The sequence below is a fragment of the Achromobacter sp. 2789STDY5608621 genome (assembly GCF_001299375.1).
Classification (GTDB): Bacteria; Pseudomonadota; Gammaproteobacteria; order Burkholderiales; family Burkholderiaceae_B; genus Achromobacter; species Achromobacter insuavis.
Map to the genome: position 1 here is coordinate 19,937 of NZ_CYTU01000044.1, position 19,615 is coordinate 39,551.

The 19,615-nt window shown below is 68.0% G+C and carries 16 protein-coding genes; 1 reads left to right on the forward strand and 15 read right to left on the reverse strand.

Going from position 1 to position 19,615, the window contains the following annotated elements:
- Nucleotides 1-13: 13 nt before the first annotated feature.
- Complete coding sequence (locus AOZ53_RS27070) at nt 14-997, reverse strand: M23 family metallopeptidase (RefSeq protein WP_054433507.1); 984 nt, start codon at nt 995-997, stop codon at nt 14-16.
- A gap of 127 nt (nt 998-1,124) precedes the next feature.
- Here AOZ53_RS27070 and AOZ53_RS27075 point away from each other — a divergent pair, with 127 nt between their 5' ends.
- Entirely contained in the window at nt 1,125-1,532 is a 408-nt protein-coding gene (locus tag AOZ53_RS27075; RefSeq protein ID WP_006392960.1) for a flagellar hook-length control protein FliK, read from the forward strand.
- A gap of 198 nt (nt 1,533-1,730) precedes the next feature.
- On the opposite strand, the gene lpxC is transcribed toward AOZ53_RS27075, so the two are convergent.
- From lpxC to rsmH, 14 genes are all read right to left on the reverse strand, one after another.
- On the reverse strand, nt 1,731-2,654 hold the full coding sequence (lpxC, locus tag AOZ53_RS27080; RefSeq protein WP_054433506.1) for a UDP-3-O-acyl-N-acetylglucosamine deacetylase: 924 nt from the start codon (nt 2,652-2,654) through the stop codon (nt 1,731-1,733).
- Between the two features lie 240 nt (nt 2,655-2,894).
- On the reverse strand, nt 2,895-4,079 hold the full coding sequence (gene ftsZ, locus AOZ53_RS27085) for a cell division protein FtsZ (RefSeq protein WP_006392958.1): 1,185 nt from the start codon (nt 4,077-4,079) through the stop codon (nt 2,895-2,897).
- A gap of 189 nt (nt 4,080-4,268) precedes the next feature.
- Entirely contained in the window at nt 4,269-5,495 is a 1,227-nt protein-coding gene (ftsA, locus tag AOZ53_RS27090) for a cell division protein FtsA (RefSeq protein WP_006217473.1), read from the reverse strand.
- Nucleotides 5,496-5,499: 4 nt separating this feature from the next.
- Nucleotides 5,500-6,324: a cell division protein FtsQ/DivIB gene (locus tag AOZ53_RS27095; RefSeq protein WP_054433505.1), complete on the reverse strand. Its 825-nt coding sequence runs from the start codon at nt 6,322-6,324 to the stop codon at nt 5,500-5,502.
- A 12-nt stretch (nt 6,325-6,336) separates the two neighbouring features.
- Entirely contained in the window at nt 6,337-7,287 is a 951-nt protein-coding gene (locus AOZ53_RS27100; RefSeq protein WP_054474641.1) for a D-alanine--D-alanine ligase, read from the reverse strand.
- Nucleotides 7,284-8,690 (reverse strand): UDP-N-acetylmuramate--L-alanine ligase, encoded by a 1,407-nt coding sequence (gene murC, locus AOZ53_RS27105; protein WP_054474642.1) that lies wholly within the window; start codon nt 8,688-8,690, stop codon nt 7,284-7,286. The genes AOZ53_RS27100 and murC overlap by 4 nt, the downstream gene beginning before the upstream one ends.
- Entirely contained in the window at nt 8,687-9,766 is a 1,080-nt protein-coding gene (gene murG, locus AOZ53_RS27110; protein WP_054490137.1) for an undecaprenyldiphospho-muramoylpentapeptide beta-N-acetylglucosaminyltransferase, read from the reverse strand. Before murG ends, murC begins: the two co-directional genes overlap by 4 nt.
- A complete protein-coding gene (ftsW, locus tag AOZ53_RS27115; protein WP_006392953.1) occupies nt 9,763-10,956 on the reverse strand; it encodes a putative lipid II flippase FtsW in 1,194 nt (397 codons plus the stop codon). The genes murG and ftsW overlap by 4 nt, the downstream gene beginning before the upstream one ends.
- Entirely contained in the window at nt 10,953-12,485 is a 1,533-nt protein-coding gene (murD, locus tag AOZ53_RS27120; protein ID WP_054474644.1) for a UDP-N-acetylmuramoyl-L-alanine--D-glutamate ligase, read from the reverse strand. The genes ftsW and murD overlap by 4 nt, the downstream gene beginning before the upstream one ends.
- On the reverse strand, nt 12,482-13,651 hold the full coding sequence (gene mraY, locus AOZ53_RS27125; RefSeq protein WP_006392951.1) for a phospho-N-acetylmuramoyl-pentapeptide-transferase: 1,170 nt from the start codon (nt 13,649-13,651) through the stop codon (nt 12,482-12,484). The genes murD and mraY overlap by 4 nt, the downstream gene beginning before the upstream one ends.
- Nucleotides 13,641-16,505 carry a bifunctional UDP-N-acetylmuramoyl-L-alanyl-D-glutamate--2,6-diaminopimelate ligase MurE/UDP-N-acetylmuramoyl-tripeptide--D-alanyl-D-alanine ligase MurF gene (gene murF, locus AOZ53_RS27130; protein WP_054490138.1) on the reverse strand — a complete coding sequence of 955 codons (2,865 nt, stop codon included), beginning with the start codon at nt 16,503-16,505 and terminating at the stop codon, nt 13,641-13,643. The genes mraY and murF overlap by 11 nt, the downstream gene beginning before the upstream one ends.
- On the reverse strand, nt 16,502-18,229 hold the full coding sequence (locus tag AOZ53_RS27135) for a peptidoglycan D,D-transpeptidase FtsI family protein (RefSeq protein ID WP_054490140.1): 1,728 nt from the start codon (nt 18,227-18,229) through the stop codon (nt 16,502-16,504). The genes murF and AOZ53_RS27135 overlap by 4 nt, the downstream gene beginning before the upstream one ends.
- A complete protein-coding gene (gene ftsL, locus AOZ53_RS27140) occupies nt 18,226-18,516 on the reverse strand; it encodes a cell division protein FtsL (RefSeq protein ID WP_054490143.1) in 291 nt (96 codons plus the stop codon). The genes AOZ53_RS27135 and ftsL overlap by 4 nt, the downstream gene beginning before the upstream one ends.
- The gene (gene rsmH / locus AOZ53_RS27145; RefSeq protein WP_054490145.1) at nt 18,516-19,613 is read right to left on the reverse strand and encodes a 16S rRNA (cytosine(1402)-N(4))-methyltransferase RsmH; all 1,098 of its coding nucleotides are present in this window, start codon (nt 19,611-19,613) and stop codon (nt 18,516-18,518) included. The genes ftsL and rsmH overlap by 1 nt, the downstream gene beginning before the upstream one ends.
- Nucleotides 19,614-19,615 lie beyond the last annotated feature (2 nt).

Genomic DNA, 19,615 nt, shown 5'->3' on the forward strand with positions numbered 1-19,615 from the left:
CCCGGATCGGGCGTCAGCGCGCGGCGCTGCCGCCGCCGGCTTGCGCCACCGTCGGCGGGGCATTCTGCTGCGGCCCGAGGAACAGCCGCGGATCCAGCGGCTGCCCGGCCAGGCGGACCTCGAAATGCAGGTGCGGCCCGGTGGAACGGCCGGACGAACCGACCCGCGCCACCTGCTGGCCCCGCTCGACCAACTGCCCCTGCTTGACCATCAGGGACGAGGCGTGGGCATAGCGTGTAATCAGACCGTCTCCATGGTCGATCTCGACCATGTTGCCGTAGCCGGGTTGAAACTTGGCTTCCAGCACCACGCCGCCCGAGGCCGCCAGGATCGGCGTGCCCGGCGGCGCGGCGAAGTCCAGCCCCTCATGCATGGCCGAGCGCCCGGTCACCGGGTTGCGGCGCCAGCCGTAGGAAGAGCTGAGATAGGGGTAATCGGTGATCGGCATCGCCGTCGGCATGCGGGCCTGGTCGGCCGAACGCCGGGTCAGCGCCGCGTCCAGCAGCTTGAGGTTGTCGGTCTGCAGGGCCAGCCGCTCCTGGATCTCGTCCAGCTGGCGGCCCAGGGCTTCGGCCGAGGCGGCGCTGGGCGGCGTGCCCTCGGTGAACAGATCGTCCATCACCTGGGTGGCCTCGGGGGCATGTTGGGGGTCGGCCGGGACCGACGTCAGCTGCTTGGCCACTTCGGGGTCGGTGTAGGCCACGCCCGCCACCTTGGCCACGCGCTGGCCCAGGCCATCGATGCTGGCCAGCTTGGCCTGCAGCGCGCCCACCTTGGCGGCCAGCAGGTTCATGTTGCCGCGCAGGAAGTCCGCATCGCGTCCCGGCTGTTCCGACAGCGGCCAGCCGACCGTGTGTACGGCGGGCAGGATGGGTGTAATGTAGCGCTGAAGGGCGGCGCCAAAGATGGCGGCCGTCATCAGCGCGCCCCCCAGAAACAACGCCAAGCGCGCGCCTCCCAGGGTGAAATGCCCGTCCTGCCCGTCGCGGGCGTGCATAATCACGATTTTCAAGGTTTGCTTCCTAATTCTCAGAGCCGGGATGAATAGACCCACTTCATACCGTCAACGTTCCAGTTCCAGCCGGCGAGGGGAAAATACCGCCCTGGGATGGCTGGGTCATGACATGCGGGGCGCCGGGGTACTGGCGACCGCCCGCAAGCACTTGCAAATCCAATATGCGGTGGCGGCGATCCTGCCCGCCCCGTTGGGCTCCGTCTGCCAGGTCGGCAAGCTGGAAAACCAGCGCCTTCAACTGGTGGTGCCCAGTGCCGCGCACGCGGCGAAGATGCGTCAATTGGCCCCGCGCATCGCGCAGGCCTTGGCGGACCAAGGCTGGAACCTTAACGAAATTGCGGTGAAGGTACAAGCCGGCCTGCCCAAGCCCGGCGCCCGCAAGCCGCTGCCGCCCAAGGAGGCCCAGCCGCTCGGAACAACCGCGCTGGGCGCCTTCGAGACCCTGCACGACAACCTGCGCCCCGGCCCGCTGGCCGACGCGGTCGCCAAGCTATTGAAGCACCACAAGGGTAGCTGAGATAACCGGACTTGTCCGGACGCCCGCCATCGGGATGGCGCCTTCGGACCGATGTCCGGGTGTGGCGCGCCCCGCGGATTGCACCTGGACGGCGCTGGCGGGCACAAGGATGGCGACCGGCGCCATCCAATGAAAATGGCCGGATGTCAGCCGGGGACTGTCCCCGGCGCACCGGCCATCAGCGACGACAAACCAGCCTCAGGCCAGCTGCCATTCGTGCCGGAACGCCTGCGGCGCTTCGGCTTGCGATTCGTAGGTCACCAGTTCCCAGGCGTCGCGCTGCGCCAGCAGCGCGCGCGCCAGCTGGTTGTTCAGGCCGTGGCCCGACTTGCACGCCACGTAGCGCGCCACCAGCGGCTTGCCCAGCAGATACAGGTCGCCGATGGCGTCCAGGATCTTGTGCTTCACGAATTCGTCGTCGTAGCGCAGGCCGTCGCTGTTCAACACCCGGTATTCGTCCATGACGATGGCGTTGTCCAGGCTGCCGCCGCGGGCCAGGCCCATCGAGCGCAGCGCCTCGACTTCGTTGACGAAGCCGAAGGTGCGGGCGCGCGCGATCTCGCGCACGTACGAATGGGTGGCGAAATCGATTTCGGCGAAATTCGCGGTCGAGTCGATGGCGGGGTGGCGGAAGTCGATCGAGAAGGCCAGCGCGTACCCTTCATGGGGTTCGAGCCGGGCCCACTTCTCGTTGCGGCCTTCGCCCTCGCGCACTTCCACCGTCTTCAACACGCGGATGAACTGCTTCGGCGCGTTCTGCTCGACGATGCCGGCCGAGCGCAACAGGTACACGAAGGTTGCCGCACTGCCGTCCATGATGGGGACTTCTTCGGCAGTGAGGTCGATATGCAGGTTGTCAATGCCCAGGCCGGCCAGCGCCGACATGAGATGTTCCACCGTGGACACGCGCACGTTGCCCTGCTGCAGCACCGAGGCCATGCGCGTATCGCCCACGCCGGTGGCCTGCGCGGGCAGGTCGACGACTTCGGGCAGATCGACGCGGTGGAACACGATGCCCGTATTGGGCGCCGCCGGGCGCAGGGTGAGCTCGACCCGCCGTCCGGAGTGGACGCCGACGCCTGTCGTGCGGACGAGATTCTGAATGCTGCGCTGTCGGAACATGAGACTAAGGTATTTTGAGCCAGGAAGCCGGCAAGATGACAAGAGATTGCCGGCGTAACTGACGTATTGTAACTCTGTCCGGTTCTCAACGCCATCAAAGCGTCAGGACCGACCGATAAAACCGTCCCCTATTCAAGCCGTGCAAGGGAAACACGGGCCGCTCCGCCTCCGGCTTGCCTGCGGGGACAGGCAAGCCGGAGATGAGGGAGTGCATGTAGAGCCTGAAACCAGGCTCCAGGTTCAATCCGCCTGCTTACGCAGGAACGCCGGGATGTCGAAATGATCCATGCCCGAGCTTTCCAGCGCGCGCACCTGGGCCGATGCCTGGCTGCGCGGGTTGCGCATGACAGACGGCATGTCCAGATTGCGGTAATCACCCTGACCGGCGGCCGGCATCGTGCCCATGGGCATGTTGTCGGTGCCGGTGCGCAGCACTTCAGCGGTGGTCTGCACCAGTTGCGGACGCGCCTGCGCACGGCCCAGGCCGGTCGCAACCACGGTCACGCGCAGGTTTTCACCCATCGATTCGTCGTAGGCGGTGCCGAAGATCACGGTCGCGTCGTCCGAAGCGTAGCTACGGATCGTTTCCATGATTTCGCGCGTTTCGCGCATCTTCAGCGAGCGGCTGGCGGTGATGTTGACCAGCACGCCGCGCGCGCCGTTCAGGTCCACGCCTTCCAGCAGCGGGCAGGCAATCGCGTGCTCGGCGGCGACGCGGGCGCGGTCAGCGCCCGAAGCCGATGCCGTGCCCATCATGGCCTGGCCCTGCTCGCCCATGATCGTCTTGACGTCTTCGAAGTCGACGTTGACGTTGCCTTCGACGTTGATGATTTCGGCGATACCCGCGCAAGCATTGTGCAGGATGTCGTCGGCCGAACGGAAGCAGTCTTCCTGCGTCGCGTCCTCGTCCATCAGCTCATACAGGTTCTCGTTGAGCACCACGATGAGCGAATGCACGTGCTTGGCCAGTTCGGCGATGCCGTCCTCGGCCATCTTCAGGCGCTTGTTGCCTTCGAACGTGAAGGGCTTGGTGACCACGCCCACCGTCAGAATGCCCAGCTCCTTGGCGACTTCGGCCACGACCGGGCCTGCGCCCGTGCCGGTGCCGCCGCCCATGCCCGCGGTGATGAAGACCATGTGCGCGCCGTTCAGGGCGGCACGGATCTCTTCACGCGCGGTTTCGGCCGACGCGCGGCCTTGTTCGGGCTTGGCGCCCGCGCCCAGGCCGGTGCGGCCCAGGCGGATCTGCACCGGGGCGTTGGTCGCCGCCAGTGCCTGCGCATCGGTGTTGGCGCAGATGAAATCCACGCCGTGCACGCCGCTGCGAATCATGTGCGCCACGGCATTGCCGCCCGCACCGCCCACACCAACGACCTTGATTACGGTCCCTTTGGTGTTGTTCTCAAGCATCTCAAAGTTCATCATGATGACTCCCTCACAAGTCCGATTTGCAAATCACAAAAATTCCCCAACAACCTATATTTTGTGAATCGCCTCAAAGCCGAAGCCGACTGCTTTGGTCCGCAACGGGTTTGAGACGCCTCCCCTTTCTGGCCCGACCCGCCCTACCGCTGCGGATCGTGCCAAGGAGCAGGCCCCAACCTGCCCCCCTCTTTAATTCATGAACCATTCCTTCATGCGCGCCAGCAGGCTCTTGAAATTGCCGGTCTGCGCGGCCACCTTGCGGCCGCGCACACGCTGCATGCGCGCTTCCTGCAGCAGGCCCATCACGGTCGAGAAGCGCGGATTGCGCATCACGTCGGCCAGGCTGCCTTCGTATTCGGGCACCGCCACGCGTACCGGCTTGAGGAACACGTCCTCGGCCAGTTCGATCATGCCGGGCAATTGCGCCGAGCCGCCGGTCAGCACCACGCCGGAAGCCAGCAGGTCCTCGTAGCCAGAGTCGCGCACCACCTGCTGCACCAGCGTGAACAGCTCTTCGACGCGCGGTTCGATCACGGCGCCCAGCGCCTGGCGCTTGACCTGGCGCGGGCCGCGGTCGCCCAGGCCCGGCACTTCCACCGACTCGTCCGGGCTGGCCAGCACCTGCTTGGCCACGCCGTAGCGCAGCTTGATTTCCTCGGCATCGGGCGTCGGCGTGCGCAGCATGGCCGCGATGTCGTTGGTGATCTGGTCGCCAGCGATCGGCAGCACGGCGGTGTGGCGGATCGCGCCGCCGGTGAAGATCGCCACGTCGGTGGTGCCGCCGCCGATGTCCACCAGCACGACGCCCAGTTCCTTTTCGTCGGCGGTCAGCACGGCCAGGCTCGAGGCCAGCGGCTGCAGGATCAGGTCCTGCACTTCCAGGCCACAGCGGCGCACGCACTTGACGATGTTCTGCGCGGCGCTGACGGCGCCGGTCACGATGTGCACGCGCACTTCCAGGCGCAGGCCGCTCATGCCGATCGGCTCGCGGATGTCTTCCTGGCCGTCGACGATGAACTCCTGCGTCAGCACGTGCAGCACCTGCTGGTCGGTCGGGATATTCACCGCCTTGGCGGTCTCGATGACGCGGGCGACGTCGGTGGCGGTGACTTCCTTGTCCTTCACGGCGACCATGCCGCTGGAATTGAAGCTGCGGATATGGCTGCCGGCGATGCCGGTGTAGACGTCGCGGATCTTGCAATCCGCCATCAGCTCGGCTTCTTCAAGCGCGCGCTGAATCGAATTCACAGTGGTCTCGATATTGACGACCACGCCCTTGCGCATGCCGCGCGATTCATGCTGGCCGAGGCCGAGCACTTCGAATCGCCCTTCGGGCAGGATTTCAGCCACCACAGCCACCACCTTGCTGGTGCCGATATCGAGGGCGACGATAAGGTCCTTGATGTCACGGGTCATGGCGTTAGCGTTTCTTGGGAGGTTTCGGTGTGGATTTGGGTTTGTTTGCTGACGGAGGCAACGGGGCCAGCGCCAGGGCGAAACCATTGGGATAGCGCAGGTCGGCCTGTGTGATGGTGCGCCCTTCCAGGCGCCCCGCCACGGCGGGCCAGGCCTGCACGAAACGTTGAATGCGCGCCGCGAACGGCAGCGCGCCGGGCAGGCCGTGCGGATCCGGCGCATCGGCGCCCGGATCGCGGCCCAGGTCCAGCAGCATGCCGTTGGACAGCACCACGCGCCAGGCGTAGCGCGGACTCAGCTCCAGCTGCTTGACGTGCATATCGAGCGGCGCGAACCAGCGCGCCAGTTCGGCGTAGCGTTGCACCACCAGCGACTCGGTGCCCTCGGGCCCGGAGAACTGCGGCAGCACCGTCTCGTCGTCCACCTCGCCCGTGTTGGCCGTGAACGCCTCGCCCCAGGTGTTGATCATCTGGTTCTCGTTCCACAGCGCCAGCGGCTGCTGCTCCTCGATGCGCACGCGCAGCACATTGGGCCAGATCCGCCGCACGGTGGCATGGCGCACCCACGGCACCGACTCGAAGATCTCGCGCGCGTCGTCCAGGTCCACCGTGAAGAAGTTGCCCTTGAAGCGCCCCGCGATCGCCGCGCGCACCGCGCCCGGCGACACATAGTGCAGCTCGGTGTCCGGCGTGGACTCCAGCTCGATCGCCGACAGCGTGAAATACGGACGCTGCGCCACCCACACCACGCCCGCCAGGAGCATGGCGCAGACCGCCAGCACGGCGAGCGTGTTGGCGATCAGGTTGGTCGTGCGAGCGTCGTTCCACACAGAATGTCCGGGTCAAGTATTGCGGGCGGCGCTGTGCAACTTGCACGAGGCGTCGGCCAAGATCGCCACGCACAGCTCGGCATAGCTCATGCCGGTGGCGCGGGCCGCCATCGGCACCAGCGAATGGCTGGTCATGCCGGGCGAGGTATTCATTTCAAGCAGCCAGGGGCGGTTGTCGGCGTCCAGCATGAAGTCGGCGCGGCCCCAGCCCTCGCAACCCAGCACGCGATAGGCGCGCACCGCGATGTCGGCGACTTCCTCGGCCACGGCCGGCGGCAGCGCCGCCGGGCAGAAGTACTGCGTGTCGTCGGAGAAGTACTTGTGCTCGTAGTCGTAGTTGCCACCGGGCGCGGCGATCTCGATCACCGGCAGCGCGCGCGCGGTCTTGCCGCTGCCCAGCACTGCCACGGTCAGCTCGCGGCCCTGGATGAACTGCTCGGCCAGCACCTCGGCGTCGAACTTGGCGGCCAGGGCGTAGGCGTCCTTCATGTCGGAATAGCCCACGACCTTGGTGATGCCCACGGTCGAGCCCTCGTGCGGCGGCTTGATGATGAGCGGCAGGCTCAGGCGGTCCGGCACCAGGCGCAGCTCGGTGTCGGCGTCCAGCAATTCGAATTCCGGCGTGGGCAGGCCGTGCTGCAGCCAGACGCGCTTGGTCATGGTCTTGTCCATGGCCAGCGCCGAGGCCAGCGGGCCGCTGCCGGTGTAGGGAATGCCCAGCAATTCCAGCGCGCCCTGGATCGAGCCGTCTTCGCCGAAGCGGCCATGCAACGCGATGAACACGCGCTCGAAGCCTTCGGCGGCCAGCTCGGCCAGGCTGCGTTCGCCCGTGTCGAACAGGTGCGCGTCGACGCCGGCGCTGAGCAGCGCCTGGTGCACGCCGGCCCCGGACATCAGGGACACTTCGCGTTCGGCGGAACGGCCGCCGTACAACACACCCACCTTGCCGAATTTCGCGCTCATGCCAATTCTCCAACTTGGGCCGGGACCTTGCTGATCGAGCCCGCCCCCATGACGATCACCACGTCGCCATCGCGAACGAAATCGACCACCGCCTGCGGCAGGTCGGCCACGTCCTCGACGAACACCGGCTCAACCTTGCCCGCCACGCGCAGGGCGCGCGACAGCGCGCGGCCGTCGGCGGCCACCAGCGGCGGCTCGCCGGCGGAATAGACCTCGGTCAGCAGCACCGCGTCGGCCGTGCCCAGCACGCGCACGAAATCCTCGAAACAGTCGCGGGTGCGCGTGTAGCGGTGCGGCTGGAACGCCAGCACGATGCGGCGGTCGGGCCAGGCGCCGCGGGCGGCGGCCAGTGTGGCGGCCATTTCCACCGGATGGTGGCCGTAGTCGTCGATCACCGTGAAGGTGCCGCCGCCATGCGCGGCCGGCACCGGGAATTCGCCCGTCTGCGTGAAGCGGCGGCCCACGCCCTTGAACGAGGCCAGCGCATCGCAGATGGCTTCATCGGCCACGCCCAGCTCGGTCGCCACGGCGATCGCCGCCAGCGCGTTGCGCACGTTGTGCAGGCCCGGCAGGTTCAGTTCCACCTGCAGCGGCGGCAGCAGCGTGTCGCGGTGGCTGCGCTGCACGTTGAAGCGCATGCGCGTGCCGTCGGCCTGGACCTCGTAGCCGCGCACCATCGCGTCTTCGTTCAGGCCGTAGGAGGTGATCGGACGCGACACGAACGGCATGATCTCGCGCACGTTGGCGTCGTCGGTGCACAGCACCGCGCTGCCGTAGAACGGCAGGCGCTGGGTGAATTCGATGAACGCGCTCTTGAGGCGGGCCACGTCGTGGCCGTAGGTGTCCATGTGGTCCGCGTCGATGTTGGTCACGATGGCCATCACCGGCAGCAGGTTCAGGAACGAGGCGTCGGACTCGTCGGCCTCGACCACGATGTAGTCGCCCTGCCCCAGCCGCGCGTTGGCGCCGGCCGAATTCAGGCGCCCGCCGATCACGAAGGTCGGGTCCAGGTCGCCCGCGGCCAGGATGCTGGCCACCAGGCTGGTGGTGGTGGTCTTGCCATGCGTGCCGGCCACCGCGATGCCGCGCTTCAGGCGCATCAGCTCGGCCAGCATGATGGCGCGCGGCACCACTGGAATGCGCGCGGCGCGGGCCGCGATGACTTCGGGGTTGTCGCCCGCCACCGCCGTCGACGTGACGATGGCGCCGGCGCCGGTGACGTTGCTGGCGACGTGGCCGATGGCGATGTTCACGCCCAGGCCGGCCAGGCGGCGCGTCACGGCCGACTCATTCAGGTCGGAGCCGCTGATGGTGTAGCCCAGGTTGAGCAGCACCTCGGCGATGCCGCTCATGCCGGAACCGCCGATGCCTACGAAATGGATATGCTGGATTCTGTGTTTCATGATGAACGCCCCGCTGCTTGTTCACAGACGTCGGCGATATGCGCCGCCGCTTCCGGGTGCGCGTGCGCGCGGGCCCGTTCTGCGACGGCTTGCAGTTCTTGACGGGAACGCTGCCCCAGCCAGTCCGCCAGCCACTCGGGGCTGAAGGCGTTCTGCGGCTGCAGCCATGCGGCCTGCGCGTCGCTCAGGAAGCGCGCGTTGGCGGTTTGATGGTCATCGATGGCATGCGGCAGCGGCACGAACAGCGCCGCCACGCCGACGGCGGCCACTTCGGACACCGTCATGGCGCCCGCGCGGCAGACCAGCAGGTCGGCATCGCCCATGGCGCCGGCCATGTCATCGATGAAGGCGCGGCAGTCGGCCGCCACGCCCGCCTGGGCGTAGGCCTGCTGCAGCGCCGGCAAATGTTGTTCGCCGGCCTGGTGCACCACCACCGGACGGTTTTCCTGCGGCAGGCGCGCCAGCGCTTGCGGCACGGCGGTATTGAGCGCCTGGGCGCCCAGGCTGCCGCCCACCACCAGCAGCCGCAGCGGACCGCTGCGGCCGGCATAGCGCTGCGCCGGATCGGGCAAGGCGCACAGGTCGGCGCGCACCGGGTTGCCCATGGCTTCGCCCTTGGGCAGCACGCCGGGGAAGCCGCTCAGCACGCGGCGCGCCATCCTGGCCAGCCACTTGTTGGCGGTGCCGGCCACCGCGTTCTGCTCGTGCACCACCAGCGGCGTGCCGCGCAGCGTCGCGATGACGCCGCCGGGGAAGGCGACATAGCCGCCCATGCCCAGCACCACGTCCGGACGCACCGACGACAGCCGCGCCCAGGCCTGGGCGAAGGCGCGCACCAGCAGGAACGGCAGCTTCAGCAGCGCCGTCACGCCCTTGCCGCGCACGCCGGCGAAACGCAGCGGCACCAGTTCGATGCCGCGCGGCGGCACCAGCTTGCCTTCCATCTTGTCCGGGTTGCCCAGCCACATCACGCGCCAGCCGCGCTGGCGCAGCACATCGGCCACGGCCAGGCCGGGCATGATGTGGCCGCCGGTGCCGCCGGCCATGATCAGGATGGTACGCGACGACGCGGTCATACCCGTCCTCCGCGCATCATGATGCGGTTTTCCACATCGACCCGTATCAGCATGGCCAGGGCGCACAGATTCATCACCACGCCCGAACCGCCATAGCTCATCAGCGGCAGCGTCAGGCCCTTGGTCGGCAGCAGCCCCAGGCACACGCCCATGTTGATGAAGGCCTGTACCCCGAACCACATCGCCACGCCGTGCGCCACCAGGCCCGCGAACGTGCGTTCCATGGCAATGGCCTGGCGGCCGATGTCGAAACCGCGATAGACGATGATGGCGAACAGCGTGATCACCAGCATCACGCCGGCGAAACCCAGTTCCTCGCCCACCACCGCCATCAGGAAGTCGGTATGCGCTTCGGGCAGGTAGTGCAATTTCTCGACGCTGGCGCCCAGGCCCACGCCCAGCCATTCGCCGCGTCCCAGGGCGATCAGCGAATGCGACAGCTGGTAGGCGCTGCCGTAGGCGTTGTCTTCGTTCCAGGGATCCAGGTAGGCGAACAGGCGCGCGCGGCGCCACGGCGACAGCCAGATCAGCATCAGGAAGGTGCTGACCAGCACCGCCAGCAGGCTGCTGAAGTACTTGCCGTTGATGCCGCCCAGAAACAGGATGCCGATCGCGATCGCCACGATCACCATGAAGGCGCCCAGGTCGGGCTCGAGCAGCAGCAGCATGCCGACGCCGGCCAGCGCGAACGCCATCGGCAGGAAGCCGCGGGCAAAGGCCTGCATGTGTTCCTGCTTGCGCACCGTGTAATCGGCGGCATAGAGCAGCGCGGCCAGCTTCATCAGTTCGGACGGCTGGAAATTCAGCGGACCCAGCGGAATCCAGCGATGCGCGCCGTTGACCTCGCGGCCGATGCCGGGCACCAGCACCGCCACCAGCAGCACCATCGCCACCACGAACAGCGGCACCGCCAGGCGTTGCCACACGCGGATCGGAATCGCCAGCACGACGGCGCCCGCCACCAGGCCGGCGGTGACGAACAGGCCGTGGCGGATCACGAAGTAATAGCGGCCATAGGAGGCATAGCGCGGGCCGTCGGCCAGCGCGATCGACGCCGAATACACCATCAGCAAGCCGAGCAGCAGCAAGGTCGACGCCGCAATCGCGAGCGGCATGTCGAAGTTACGCATGCGGGTACGGCCGGGCCGTACGGCGTTGACGCTGGCGGTGAGATCGGCGATCAGGCTCATGCCACCTCTCCCCGGTCGCGGGCCAGGTCTTCGACCTCTTCCACGAACACTTGCCCGCGGTGCGGGTAATTGCGGAACATGTCCATGCTGGCGCAGGCGGGCGACAACAGCACGGCGTCGCCGGGCTGCGCCAGGTCGGCGGCGCGGCGCACGGCGTCGCGCAGCGAGTCCACGGCGATGCAGTCGACGCCGGTCGCGGCCAGCACGCGGCCGATCTCCGGACCGTCCTGGCCGATCAACAGCACCGCGCGCGCATGGCGCGACACCCCCGGGATCAGCGGCGAGAAGTCCTGCCCCTTGCCCAGCCCCCCGGCGATCAGCACCACCGGCTGGCCCAGGCCTTCCAGCGCGGCCACGGTGGCGCCGACGTTGGTGCCCTTGCTGTCATTGATGTAGTCGACGCCGCCGATGTTGCGCACGAAGGCGGCGCGATGCGGCTCGCCCGCGTACTCGCGCAGGGTGCGCAGCATGGCGCCCCAACCCAGGTCCAGGCAGCGCGCAAGCTGCAATGCGGCCAGCGCGTTCAAGGCATTGTGGATGCCGCGGATGCGCAGCGCATCGACCGGCATCAGGCGGCTCATGCGGCCCTTGGCGCGCACCGGCTCCGGCGCGTCCTTCTTGCGGCGCACGGGCGCCACGGGCTCGTCGAAATCGACCGGTTCGGCCGCGACCAGCCAGGCCACGCCCTGGCCCAGCTCCAGGCCCATGTCGCCGACCAGCGCCGGCACGTCACGGCCGAAACTGCGCACGGGCATGGCGTCCAGCGACGGCACCATGTCCACGGTATACGGATCGTCGCGGTTGACGATGGCGATGCGCGCCATCTTCAGCAGGCGCGCCTTGGCGCGGGCGTAGGCGTCCATGCCGCCGTGCCAGTCCAGGTGATCCTGCGTCACGTTGAGCACGACGGCGGCATCGGCCATCAGCGTGTGCGTGGTCTCGAGCTGGAAGCTCGACAGTTCCAGCACCCACGCCTGCGGCAGGTCGTCGGCGTCCAGCGCCCCCATCAGCGCGGTCAGCGCGGCCGGGCTGATGTTGCCCGCGGCCAGCACCGACAGGCCGCTGGCCTCGAGCAGGTCGCGCGTCAGCGCGGTGACGGTGGTCTTGCCGTTGGTGCCGGTCACGGCCAGCACGCGCGGACGGTATTCACGGGTCTCGGCCAGCTCGGCCAGCGCCCGCGCAAACAATTCGATCTCGCCGATGACTTCGATGCCGCGGGCCTTGGCCTCGCGCAGCAGATCGCCGGCCGGCGCGCCTTCGGGCGCCAGTCCCGGGCTGATGACGACCTGGTCCACGCCATCCAGCAGCGCGACATCGAAAGACGTGTCGCAGCCCAGGCGGTATTCCACCTCGGCCTGCGCCAGCGCGTCTTGCAGCGCCGCCAGGCCGCCCGGCTCCGCGCGCGTGTCGGCCACCCGCAGGCGGGCGCCCTGGCGGGCGCTCCAGCGTGCGGCGGCGACACCCGACTCGCCCAATCCGAGGATCAGGACGAGCGGCGCATCGGCGCGGGAGGTTTCCATCGTATTCATCGCAACTTCAGGGTTGAGAGGCCAATCAGCACCAGCATCATGCTGATGATCCAGAAACGCACGACCACCTGGGTTTCCTTCCAGCCGCCCACTTCGAAGTGATGATGCAGCGGAGCCATGCGGAATATGCGTCTACCTGTTCCATAACGTCGCTTGGTGTACTTGAACCACGTCACCTGGATCATCACCGACAGGGTCTCGACCACGAACACGCCGCCCATGATGAACAGCACGATCTCCTGGCGCACGATGACCGCGATGGTGCCCAGCGCGCCGCCCAGCGCCAGCGCGCCGACGTCACCCATGAAGACCTGCGCCGGATACGCGTTGAACCATAAAAATGCCAGCCCCGCGCCGCCGATCGCCGCGCACAGCACCATCAATTCCGACGCGCCGGGGATGTACGGGAACAGCAGGTACTTCGAATAGTCGACGCGGCCGACCACGTAGGCGAAGATGCCGAGCGCGCTGCCGACCATCACGGTGGGCATGATCGCCAGGCCATCCAGGCCGTCGGTCAGGTTGACGGCGTTGCTGGTGCCGACGATCACGGCCCAGGTCAGCGCCACGAAGCCGAGCACGCCGAGCGGATAGCTGACGGTCTTGAAGAACGGCACGATCAGGTCGGCGCGCGTCGGCAGCGACATGGTGAAGCCGCTTCCCACCCAGGCCTTGAAGAGCGGCCACAGCTCGGTGTTGGCGGGCGCCGACACGGCGAACGCCAGATAGACCGCAGCCACCAGGCCGATGGTCGCCTGCCAGAAGAACTTCTGGCGCGCCGGCATGCCTTCCGGATCGCGATAGACCACCTTGCGGTAATCGTCCATCCAGCCGATCCAGCCGAAGCCGAACGTCACCAGCAGCACCACCCACACGAAACGGTTGGTCCAGTCGGCCCACAGCAGCGTGCTGATGGCGATGGAAATCAGGATCAGCACGCCGCCCATGGTGGGGGTGCCGGTCTTGACCAGGTGGGTTTCCGGACCGTACGAACGCACGGCCTGGCCGATCTTCATCTCGGTCAGCTTGCGGATCACGCGCGGACCGGCCACCAGGCCGATCAGCAACGCCGTGGCGCACGCCAGCACCGCGCGCAGCGTGATGTACTCGAACACGCCCAGCGCGCGCACATCATCGGAAAGCAGACGGGCGATCTCAAGCAGCATGGTTGTCCCCCTGCCCCTTGGACGCTTGTCCGTCATTGGAAATAAAAGCCGTCACTACCCGCTCCATGCGCATAAAGCGCGATCCCTTTATCAATACGCAGGACGCGCGCAGGCCGCGCAATGCGGCAACGACTTCGTCTACCGATGCGCAGGCGTGCGCGCCCGTGCCGTAGGCGGCAGCGGCCGCCCGGCTGGCATCGCCTAGCGTGATGAGCGCGTCGAGGCCAAGCTCGCGCGCGTAATTGCCCACCTCTTCATGCATGGCGGGGCCGTTGTCCCCGACTTCGCCCATGTCGCCCAGTACCAGGACACGCGTGCCGGCCATGCGGGCCAGCACATCGATGGCCACGCGAACCGAGTCGGGGTTGGCATTGTAGGTGTCATCAATGAGCAACGTTCCGTCACTCAATTTCTTGTGCTGCATGCGGCCCGCGACCGGGCTGAAACCGGCCAGCGCCCGCACGGCGACATCGAGCGGCGCGCCCGCGGCGATGGCGCTGGCGATCGCCGCCAGCGCATTGCGCAGGTTGTGCACGCCGGGCACCGGCAGCGTCAGGTCGGCGCTGCCCATCGGCGTCACCACGCGGCAGCGCGTCGAATCGACGTCCGCCAGGATCTGCTCGGCATAGACATCCAGACCGGGCTGCAGGCCAAAACGCAGCGCGCGGCGCGGCGCGGCCAGCTTGTCCCAGATCGCCGCGTAGGGCTCGTCGCCGGGATAGACGGCCACGCCGTCCGCCGGCAGCGCCGCGATGGCGGCGCCGTTTTCCAGCGCCACCGCTTCCACGGTGTGCATGAATTCCTGGTGTTCGCGCTGGGCATTGGTCACCAGCGCCACGCTCGGCGCCGCGATGGCGGCCAGCTGGGCGATCTCGCCCGGATGGTTCATGCCGAGCTCGAACACGGCGGCGCGATGTTCCGGACGCAGGCGCAGCAGCGTCAGCGGCACGCCGATGTCGTTGTTCAGGTTGCCGGCGGTCGCCAGGCGGCCCGCCTCGCCGCGCCAACCCGCCAGCATGGCCGAGATCATTTCCTTGGTGGTGGTCTTGCCGTTGCTGCCGGTCACCGCCACCACAGGCAGGGTGAAGCGGGCGCGCCAGGCCGCGCCGATGCGCATCAGCGCCACGCGGGTATCGCCCAGCACCAGTTGCGGCAGGGTCGAATCCGGCACGGCATGCGCCACCACCGCGGCGCAGGCGCCACGCTCGGCGGCCTGGTCCAGGTAGTTGTGGGCGTCGAAGTTGTCGCCCACCAACGCCACGAACAGCTCGCCGGCGCCGATGCGCCGGGTGTCCGTCGACACGCCCTTGACCAGCGGCAGCAGCAGCGCCAGCCGCGCCCACTCACGGTCATCGAACGGCAGTTTCTCGCCGCCAATGTCCTGGTAGGTTTCGTGACCCTTGCCCGCCAGCAGCACCACGTCTTCAGGCGCGCTGGCCCAGACGGTCTGCATGATGGCGCGGGCGCGGTCGACCTGGACGTCGGCGCCAGCCTCGGCCGGAATGCCCGCCAGGATCTGCGCCACGATGGCCTCGGGCGATTCGCTGCGGGGGTTGTCGCTCGACACCACCACGTGATCGGCCAGCTCGGCGGCGATGCGGCCCATTTCCGGACGCTTGCCCGGATCGCGCTCGCCGCCGCAGCCGAACACGCACACCAGGCGGCCGGCGCGCGCCTGCGCCACCGGACGCAGCGCGGTCAGCGCGCGCGCCAGCGCGTCGGGCGTATGGGCATAGTCGACCACCACCAGCGCGCCGCGGCCGGCATTGGCCTGGGTGCTGGCGGCAACGGGTTCCACCGTCTGCAGGCGGCCATCGACCGGATCGGTCGCGGCCAGCTCACGCGCGATCTGCGCGAACGGCAGGCCCAGCTTGTACAGCACGCCCGCCACCAGCAGCAGGTTGGAGACGTTGTGCGCCCCCAGCAGGCGCGTCACGATCTGCGCCTCGCCATGCGGCGACACCAGGGTGAAGATCTGTCCTTGCGCGGTGGCCTGCAGGTCACGCGCGCGCATCGCGGCCGGAATCGCCGGATCCGCGCTCAGGCTGTAGCCCATCACCGACAGGTCGGACGGCAGCGAAGCGATCAGGCGGCGGCCGGCTTCGTCGTCGGCGTTCACCACCGCGGCGCTCAGGCCGAGCCAGCGGAACAGGCGCGCCTTGGCGGCCTCGTAGCGTTCCATGGTGCCGTGATAGTCGAGATGATCGCGGGTCAGGTTGGTGTAGGCGGCCAGCGCCACCCGCACGCCGTCCATGCGGCCCTGCTCGATACCGATCGACGACGCCTCCATCGCCACCGCCTTGGCGCCGGCGTCGCGCATGGCGGCCAGCAGGCGGTGCACGGTCAGCACGTCGGGGGTCGTGAGGCTGCCGCCCAGCGTCTGCCCGTCGGGCAGCACGGCGCCCAGGGTGCCGATGGTGCCGCAGGGCTTGTCGTTGCGGCCCAGAGCGTGGGCGATCCATTGCACCGACGAGGTCTTGCCGTTGGTGCCGGTCACGGCCACCACGGCCAGCGCCGACGACGGCCGGCCGTACCAGGTGTCGCCCAGCTCGCCCAGCAGGGCGCGCAGGCCGGTCACCGGCAGCATCGGCGTATCGCCAGCGGCCGCCGCGGCCTCGATGGCCTCGGTCGCGGGCGCTTCGAACAACACCGCGCTGGCGCCCAGCGCCAACGCTTTCTCTATATATAGACGGCCATCGCTGGACAGCCCCGGGCAGGCGACGAACACATCGCCCGGCTCGATCTCGCGGGAGTCCAGCTTCAGGTGCGCGGTCAACGACACGCGCGAATGCAACCACGCCACGGCTTGTTCGACCGTGGCGGCGGGGGATGAGAGGAAGCCTTTGGCGCTCATCTGCCTGGCTCCTTGATACCAGCAACAATTGTCGATTCGAAGGGCGCGTCCGGCCGCACCCCCATCAGCCGCAGACTCCCGCCAACGATATGGGAGAACACGGGCGCGGCGATCGCGCCGCCGTAATAGCCGCCGACCGTGGGCTCGTCGATCGAGACGGCCACCACGATCTTGGGATCGGACACCGGGGCAAAGCCCACGTACGAGCTGCGGTAGCGCTGCATGCTGTACTTGCCGTCGACGATCTTGCGCGCGGTGCCGCTCTTGCCGGCCACGCGGTAGCCCTGGACCTGGGCGGCTTTGGTGCCTTCCGGACCGGCGGCCGCTTCCAGCATGCCGCGCACCAGCGCGGTGGTCTTGGGCGTGTAGATCTTGACGCTGGTCGGATCGCTGTCGCGCTTGACCAAGGTCAGCGACACCATGTCGCCGTTGCGGGCGAACACGGTATAGGCGCGCGCCACCTGCAGCAGCGACACCGACAGGCCGTAGCCATAGGCCATGGTGGCCTTCTCGATCAGGCGCCAGCGGTCCCACGGACGCAGGCGGCCAGGGGCCGCGCCGGGGAATCCCACCTGAGGGGCCTGGCCCAGGCCCAGTTCGGTGAAGCGATCCCACATTTCACGGGATTCCAGCTTCTCGGAGATCATCGTCATGCCGATGTTGCTGGACTTGCGCAGCACGCCGGCCACGTCCAGCGTGCCGTTGCGGCTGACGTCGCTGATCGTGCTGCCCTGGTAGGTGAAGCGGCCGTTGCCGGTCTCGAACAGGGTCGAAGTGGTGATGCGGCCCAGGTCCAGCGCCAGTGCGGCGGTGAACGGCTTCATGATCGAGCCGGGCTCGAACGTGTCGGTGATGGCCTGATTGCGCAGGTTGGCGCCGTGGAAGGTCTCGCGCTTGTTCGGGTCGAAGGTCGGCACGTTGGCCAGCGCCAGGATCTCGCCGGTGTGGACGTCCACGACCACGGCAGTGGCGCCCTTGGCCTGATGCTTGTCCATGGCGTCCTTCAGTTCCTTGAACACCAGGTACTGCAGGCGGGTATCGATCGACAGGCGCAGGTCGCGGCCGTCCACCGGCAGCGTCACGGCCTGCACGTCCTCGATGACGCGGCCCAGCCGATCCTTGATGACGCGGCGGCTGCCCGGGCGGCCCGACAATTGCTGGTTGAAGGTCAGCTCGACGCCTTCTTGCCCCTGGTCCTCGACGCTGTTGAAACCCACCACGTGGGCCATCACGTCGCCGTCCGGGTAGTAGCGGCGGGTCTCGGGCTGCTGGTGCACGCCCGGCAGGCCGAGCTGCTTGATCTTGTCGGCCACGTCCATCGACACCTGGCGCTTCAGGTAGACGAAGTTCTTGTCTTCCTCGACCCGGCGGCGCAGATCGGCGATCGGCGTTTCCAGCAGCTTGGCCAGCGAGTCCAGCTGGCCGGGCGCGGCCTGCTTCAGATCTTCGGGGATGGCCCAGATAGCGCGCGCCGGCACGCTCGAGGCCAGCACCGCGCCATTGCGGTCCATGATCTTGCCGCGCGTGGCGGACAGCGTCAGGGTGCGCTCGTAGCGGCGCTCGCCCTGCTGCTGCAGGAATTCGGTGGACAGCCCCTGCAGGAACAGCGCGCGGCCGGCCAGCACGGTAAAACCGCCGAACAGCAGGATCAGCACCAGGCGGGCGCGCCAGGTGGGCAGTTGCCCGCGCAGCACCGGATTGTCGAAGAACGGGACGCGCTTCATTGGGCCCCTCCGCTCGCCGGCACCGGCGCCTGGTTCAGGTACAGCGTGCGGTCCGGCACGATGGGAATCATCTTCAGGCTGTCGCGCGCGATCACGTCGACGCGGGCATTGCGCGCCAGCTCGGCGCGTTCCAGCTGCAGGCGCCGCCAGTTGGTTTCCAGGTCGCGCGCCTGCGCCTGATCGCGGCCCAGCTCGACGAAGAGCTGGCGCGACTGATACCGGCTGGTGACCAGGGAAATGGCCGACAGCATCAGCAAAGCCGCAACGATCAGGTTGACGCGACCCATCAGCGGCGCCCTCCCTTGCCGCCGCGACGCGGCGGCGGAGCCAGGTCGCTGCCGGGCAGCGAACCGATTTTCACGAACGCCATGCCGCCCTCGGCAGACAGGGGCGTGGCGGTGCGCTCGGCGACGCGCAGCACCGCCGAACGGGCGCGCGCGTTGGCCGAGACTTCATCGTCCTCGGCCAGCACGCGCCCCAGGGAACGCAGCACCGGTTGGGGCATTTCGCTTTCGCGCAGGGGCAGGCGCGCATGCGCGGCAGCCGGACGAGCCGCCGCCGCGATGCACTGCTTGACCATGCGGTCTTCAAGCGAATGAAAGCTGATCACCGCCAACCTCCCCCCCGGGGCGAGCAGGTCTAGAGCTGACGCGAGGGTGCGCGCGAGCTCTTCGAGTTCCCGATTGATGTAAATCCGTAGAGCTTGAAAGGTGCGTGTGGCCGGATGCTGCCCCTTTTCGCGCGTGCGGACGGCGCTGGCGACGCACTCGGCAAGTTCGAGCGTGGTGCGCAGCGGCCTTGTTGCGCGGCGAGCAGCAATCGCCTTTGCAACCTGAAAAGCAAACCGTTCTTCGCCATAATCCGCTATGACCTCCCGCATCTCATCCACACTGGCTTGCGCCAGCCAATCCGCCACCGTGGGTCCACGAGTGGTGTCCATCCGCATGTCGAGCGGGCCGTCCCGCATGAACGAGAAACCGCGCTCGGCATCATCGATCTGAGGCGACGACACGCCCAGATCCAGCATCACGCCATCGACCTTCTCGATGCCGAGCTGCCGCAATTCTTCGGCCATGGTGGCAAAGCCGCCATGCACCACCGTCACCCGGGAGTCCGCCGCCGCCAACGCATTGGCTACCGCGATCGCCTCGGGATCCTTGTCGAACACCACCAGGCGCGCCGCCGGGCCCAGGCGGCCAAGCAGTTCGCGGCTGTGACCGCCGCGACCAAAGGTGCCGTCCACGAAGACGCCGCGTTCCGCACGCGTAGCCGCGGCCGGCTCGTCGCCGGGCTGCGACCGTGCCGCGCCCTTGCCGCCGAAATCGGCCAGCAACAGCGCGTCCACCGTCGGCTCCAGCAGGACGGGCCGATGTTCGAATTCCATAA

What these genes read in the sequence shown, in the direction of transcription:
- AOZ53_RS27070 (WP_054433507.1), bottom strand. Translation starts at nt 997, where the DNA reads ATGCACGCCCGCGACGGGCAGGACGGGCATTTCACCCTGGGAGGCGCG.
- AOZ53_RS27075 (WP_006392960.1), top strand. Translation starts at nt 1,125, where the DNA reads ATGCGGGGCGCCGGGGTACTGGCGACCGCCCGCAAGCACTTGCAAATC.
- lpxC (WP_054433506.1), bottom strand. Translation starts at nt 2,654, where the DNA reads ATGTTCCGACAGCGCAGCATTCAGAATCTCGTCCGCACGACAGGCGTC.
- ftsZ (WP_006392958.1), bottom strand. Translation starts at nt 4,079, where the DNA reads ATGATGAACTTTGAGATGCTTGAGAACAACACCAAAGGGACCGTAATC.
- ftsA (WP_006217473.1), bottom strand. Translation starts at nt 5,495, where the DNA reads ATGACCCGTGACATCAAGGACCTTATCGTCGCCCTCGATATCGGCACC.
- AOZ53_RS27100 (WP_054474641.1), bottom strand. Translation starts at nt 7,287, where the DNA reads ATGAGCGCGAAATTCGGCAAGGTGGGTGTGTTGTACGGCGGCCGTTCC.
- murC (WP_054474642.1), bottom strand. Translation starts at nt 8,690, where the DNA reads ATGAAACACAGAATCCAGCATATCCATTTCGTAGGCATCGGCGGTTCC.
- murG (WP_054490137.1), bottom strand. Translation starts at nt 9,766, where the DNA reads ATGACCGCGTCGTCGCGTACCATCCTGATCATGGCCGGCGGCACCGGC.
- ftsW (WP_006392953.1), bottom strand. Translation starts at nt 10,956, where the DNA reads ATGAGCCTGATCGCCGATCTCACCGCCAGCGTCAACGCCGTACGGCCC.
- murD (WP_054474644.1), bottom strand. Translation starts at nt 12,485, where the DNA reads ATGAATACGATGGAAACCTCCCGCGCCGATGCGCCGCTCGTCCTGATC.
- mraY (WP_006392951.1), bottom strand. Translation starts at nt 13,651, where the DNA reads ATGCTGCTTGAGATCGCCCGTCTGCTTTCCGATGATGTGCGCGCGCTG.
- murF (WP_054490138.1), bottom strand. Translation starts at nt 16,505, where the DNA reads ATGAGCGCCAAAGGCTTCCTCTCATCCCCCGCCGCCACGGTCGAACAA.
- AOZ53_RS27135 (WP_054490140.1), bottom strand. Translation starts at nt 18,229, where the DNA reads ATGAAGCGCGTCCCGTTCTTCGACAATCCGGTGCTGCGCGGGCAACTG.
- ftsL (WP_054490143.1), bottom strand. Translation starts at nt 18,516, where the DNA reads ATGGGTCGCGTCAACCTGATCGTTGCGGCTTTGCTGATGCTGTCGGCC.
- rsmH (WP_054490145.1), bottom strand. Translation starts at nt 19,613, where the DNA reads ATGGAATTCGAACATCGGCCCGTCCTGCTGGAGCCGACGGTGGACGCG.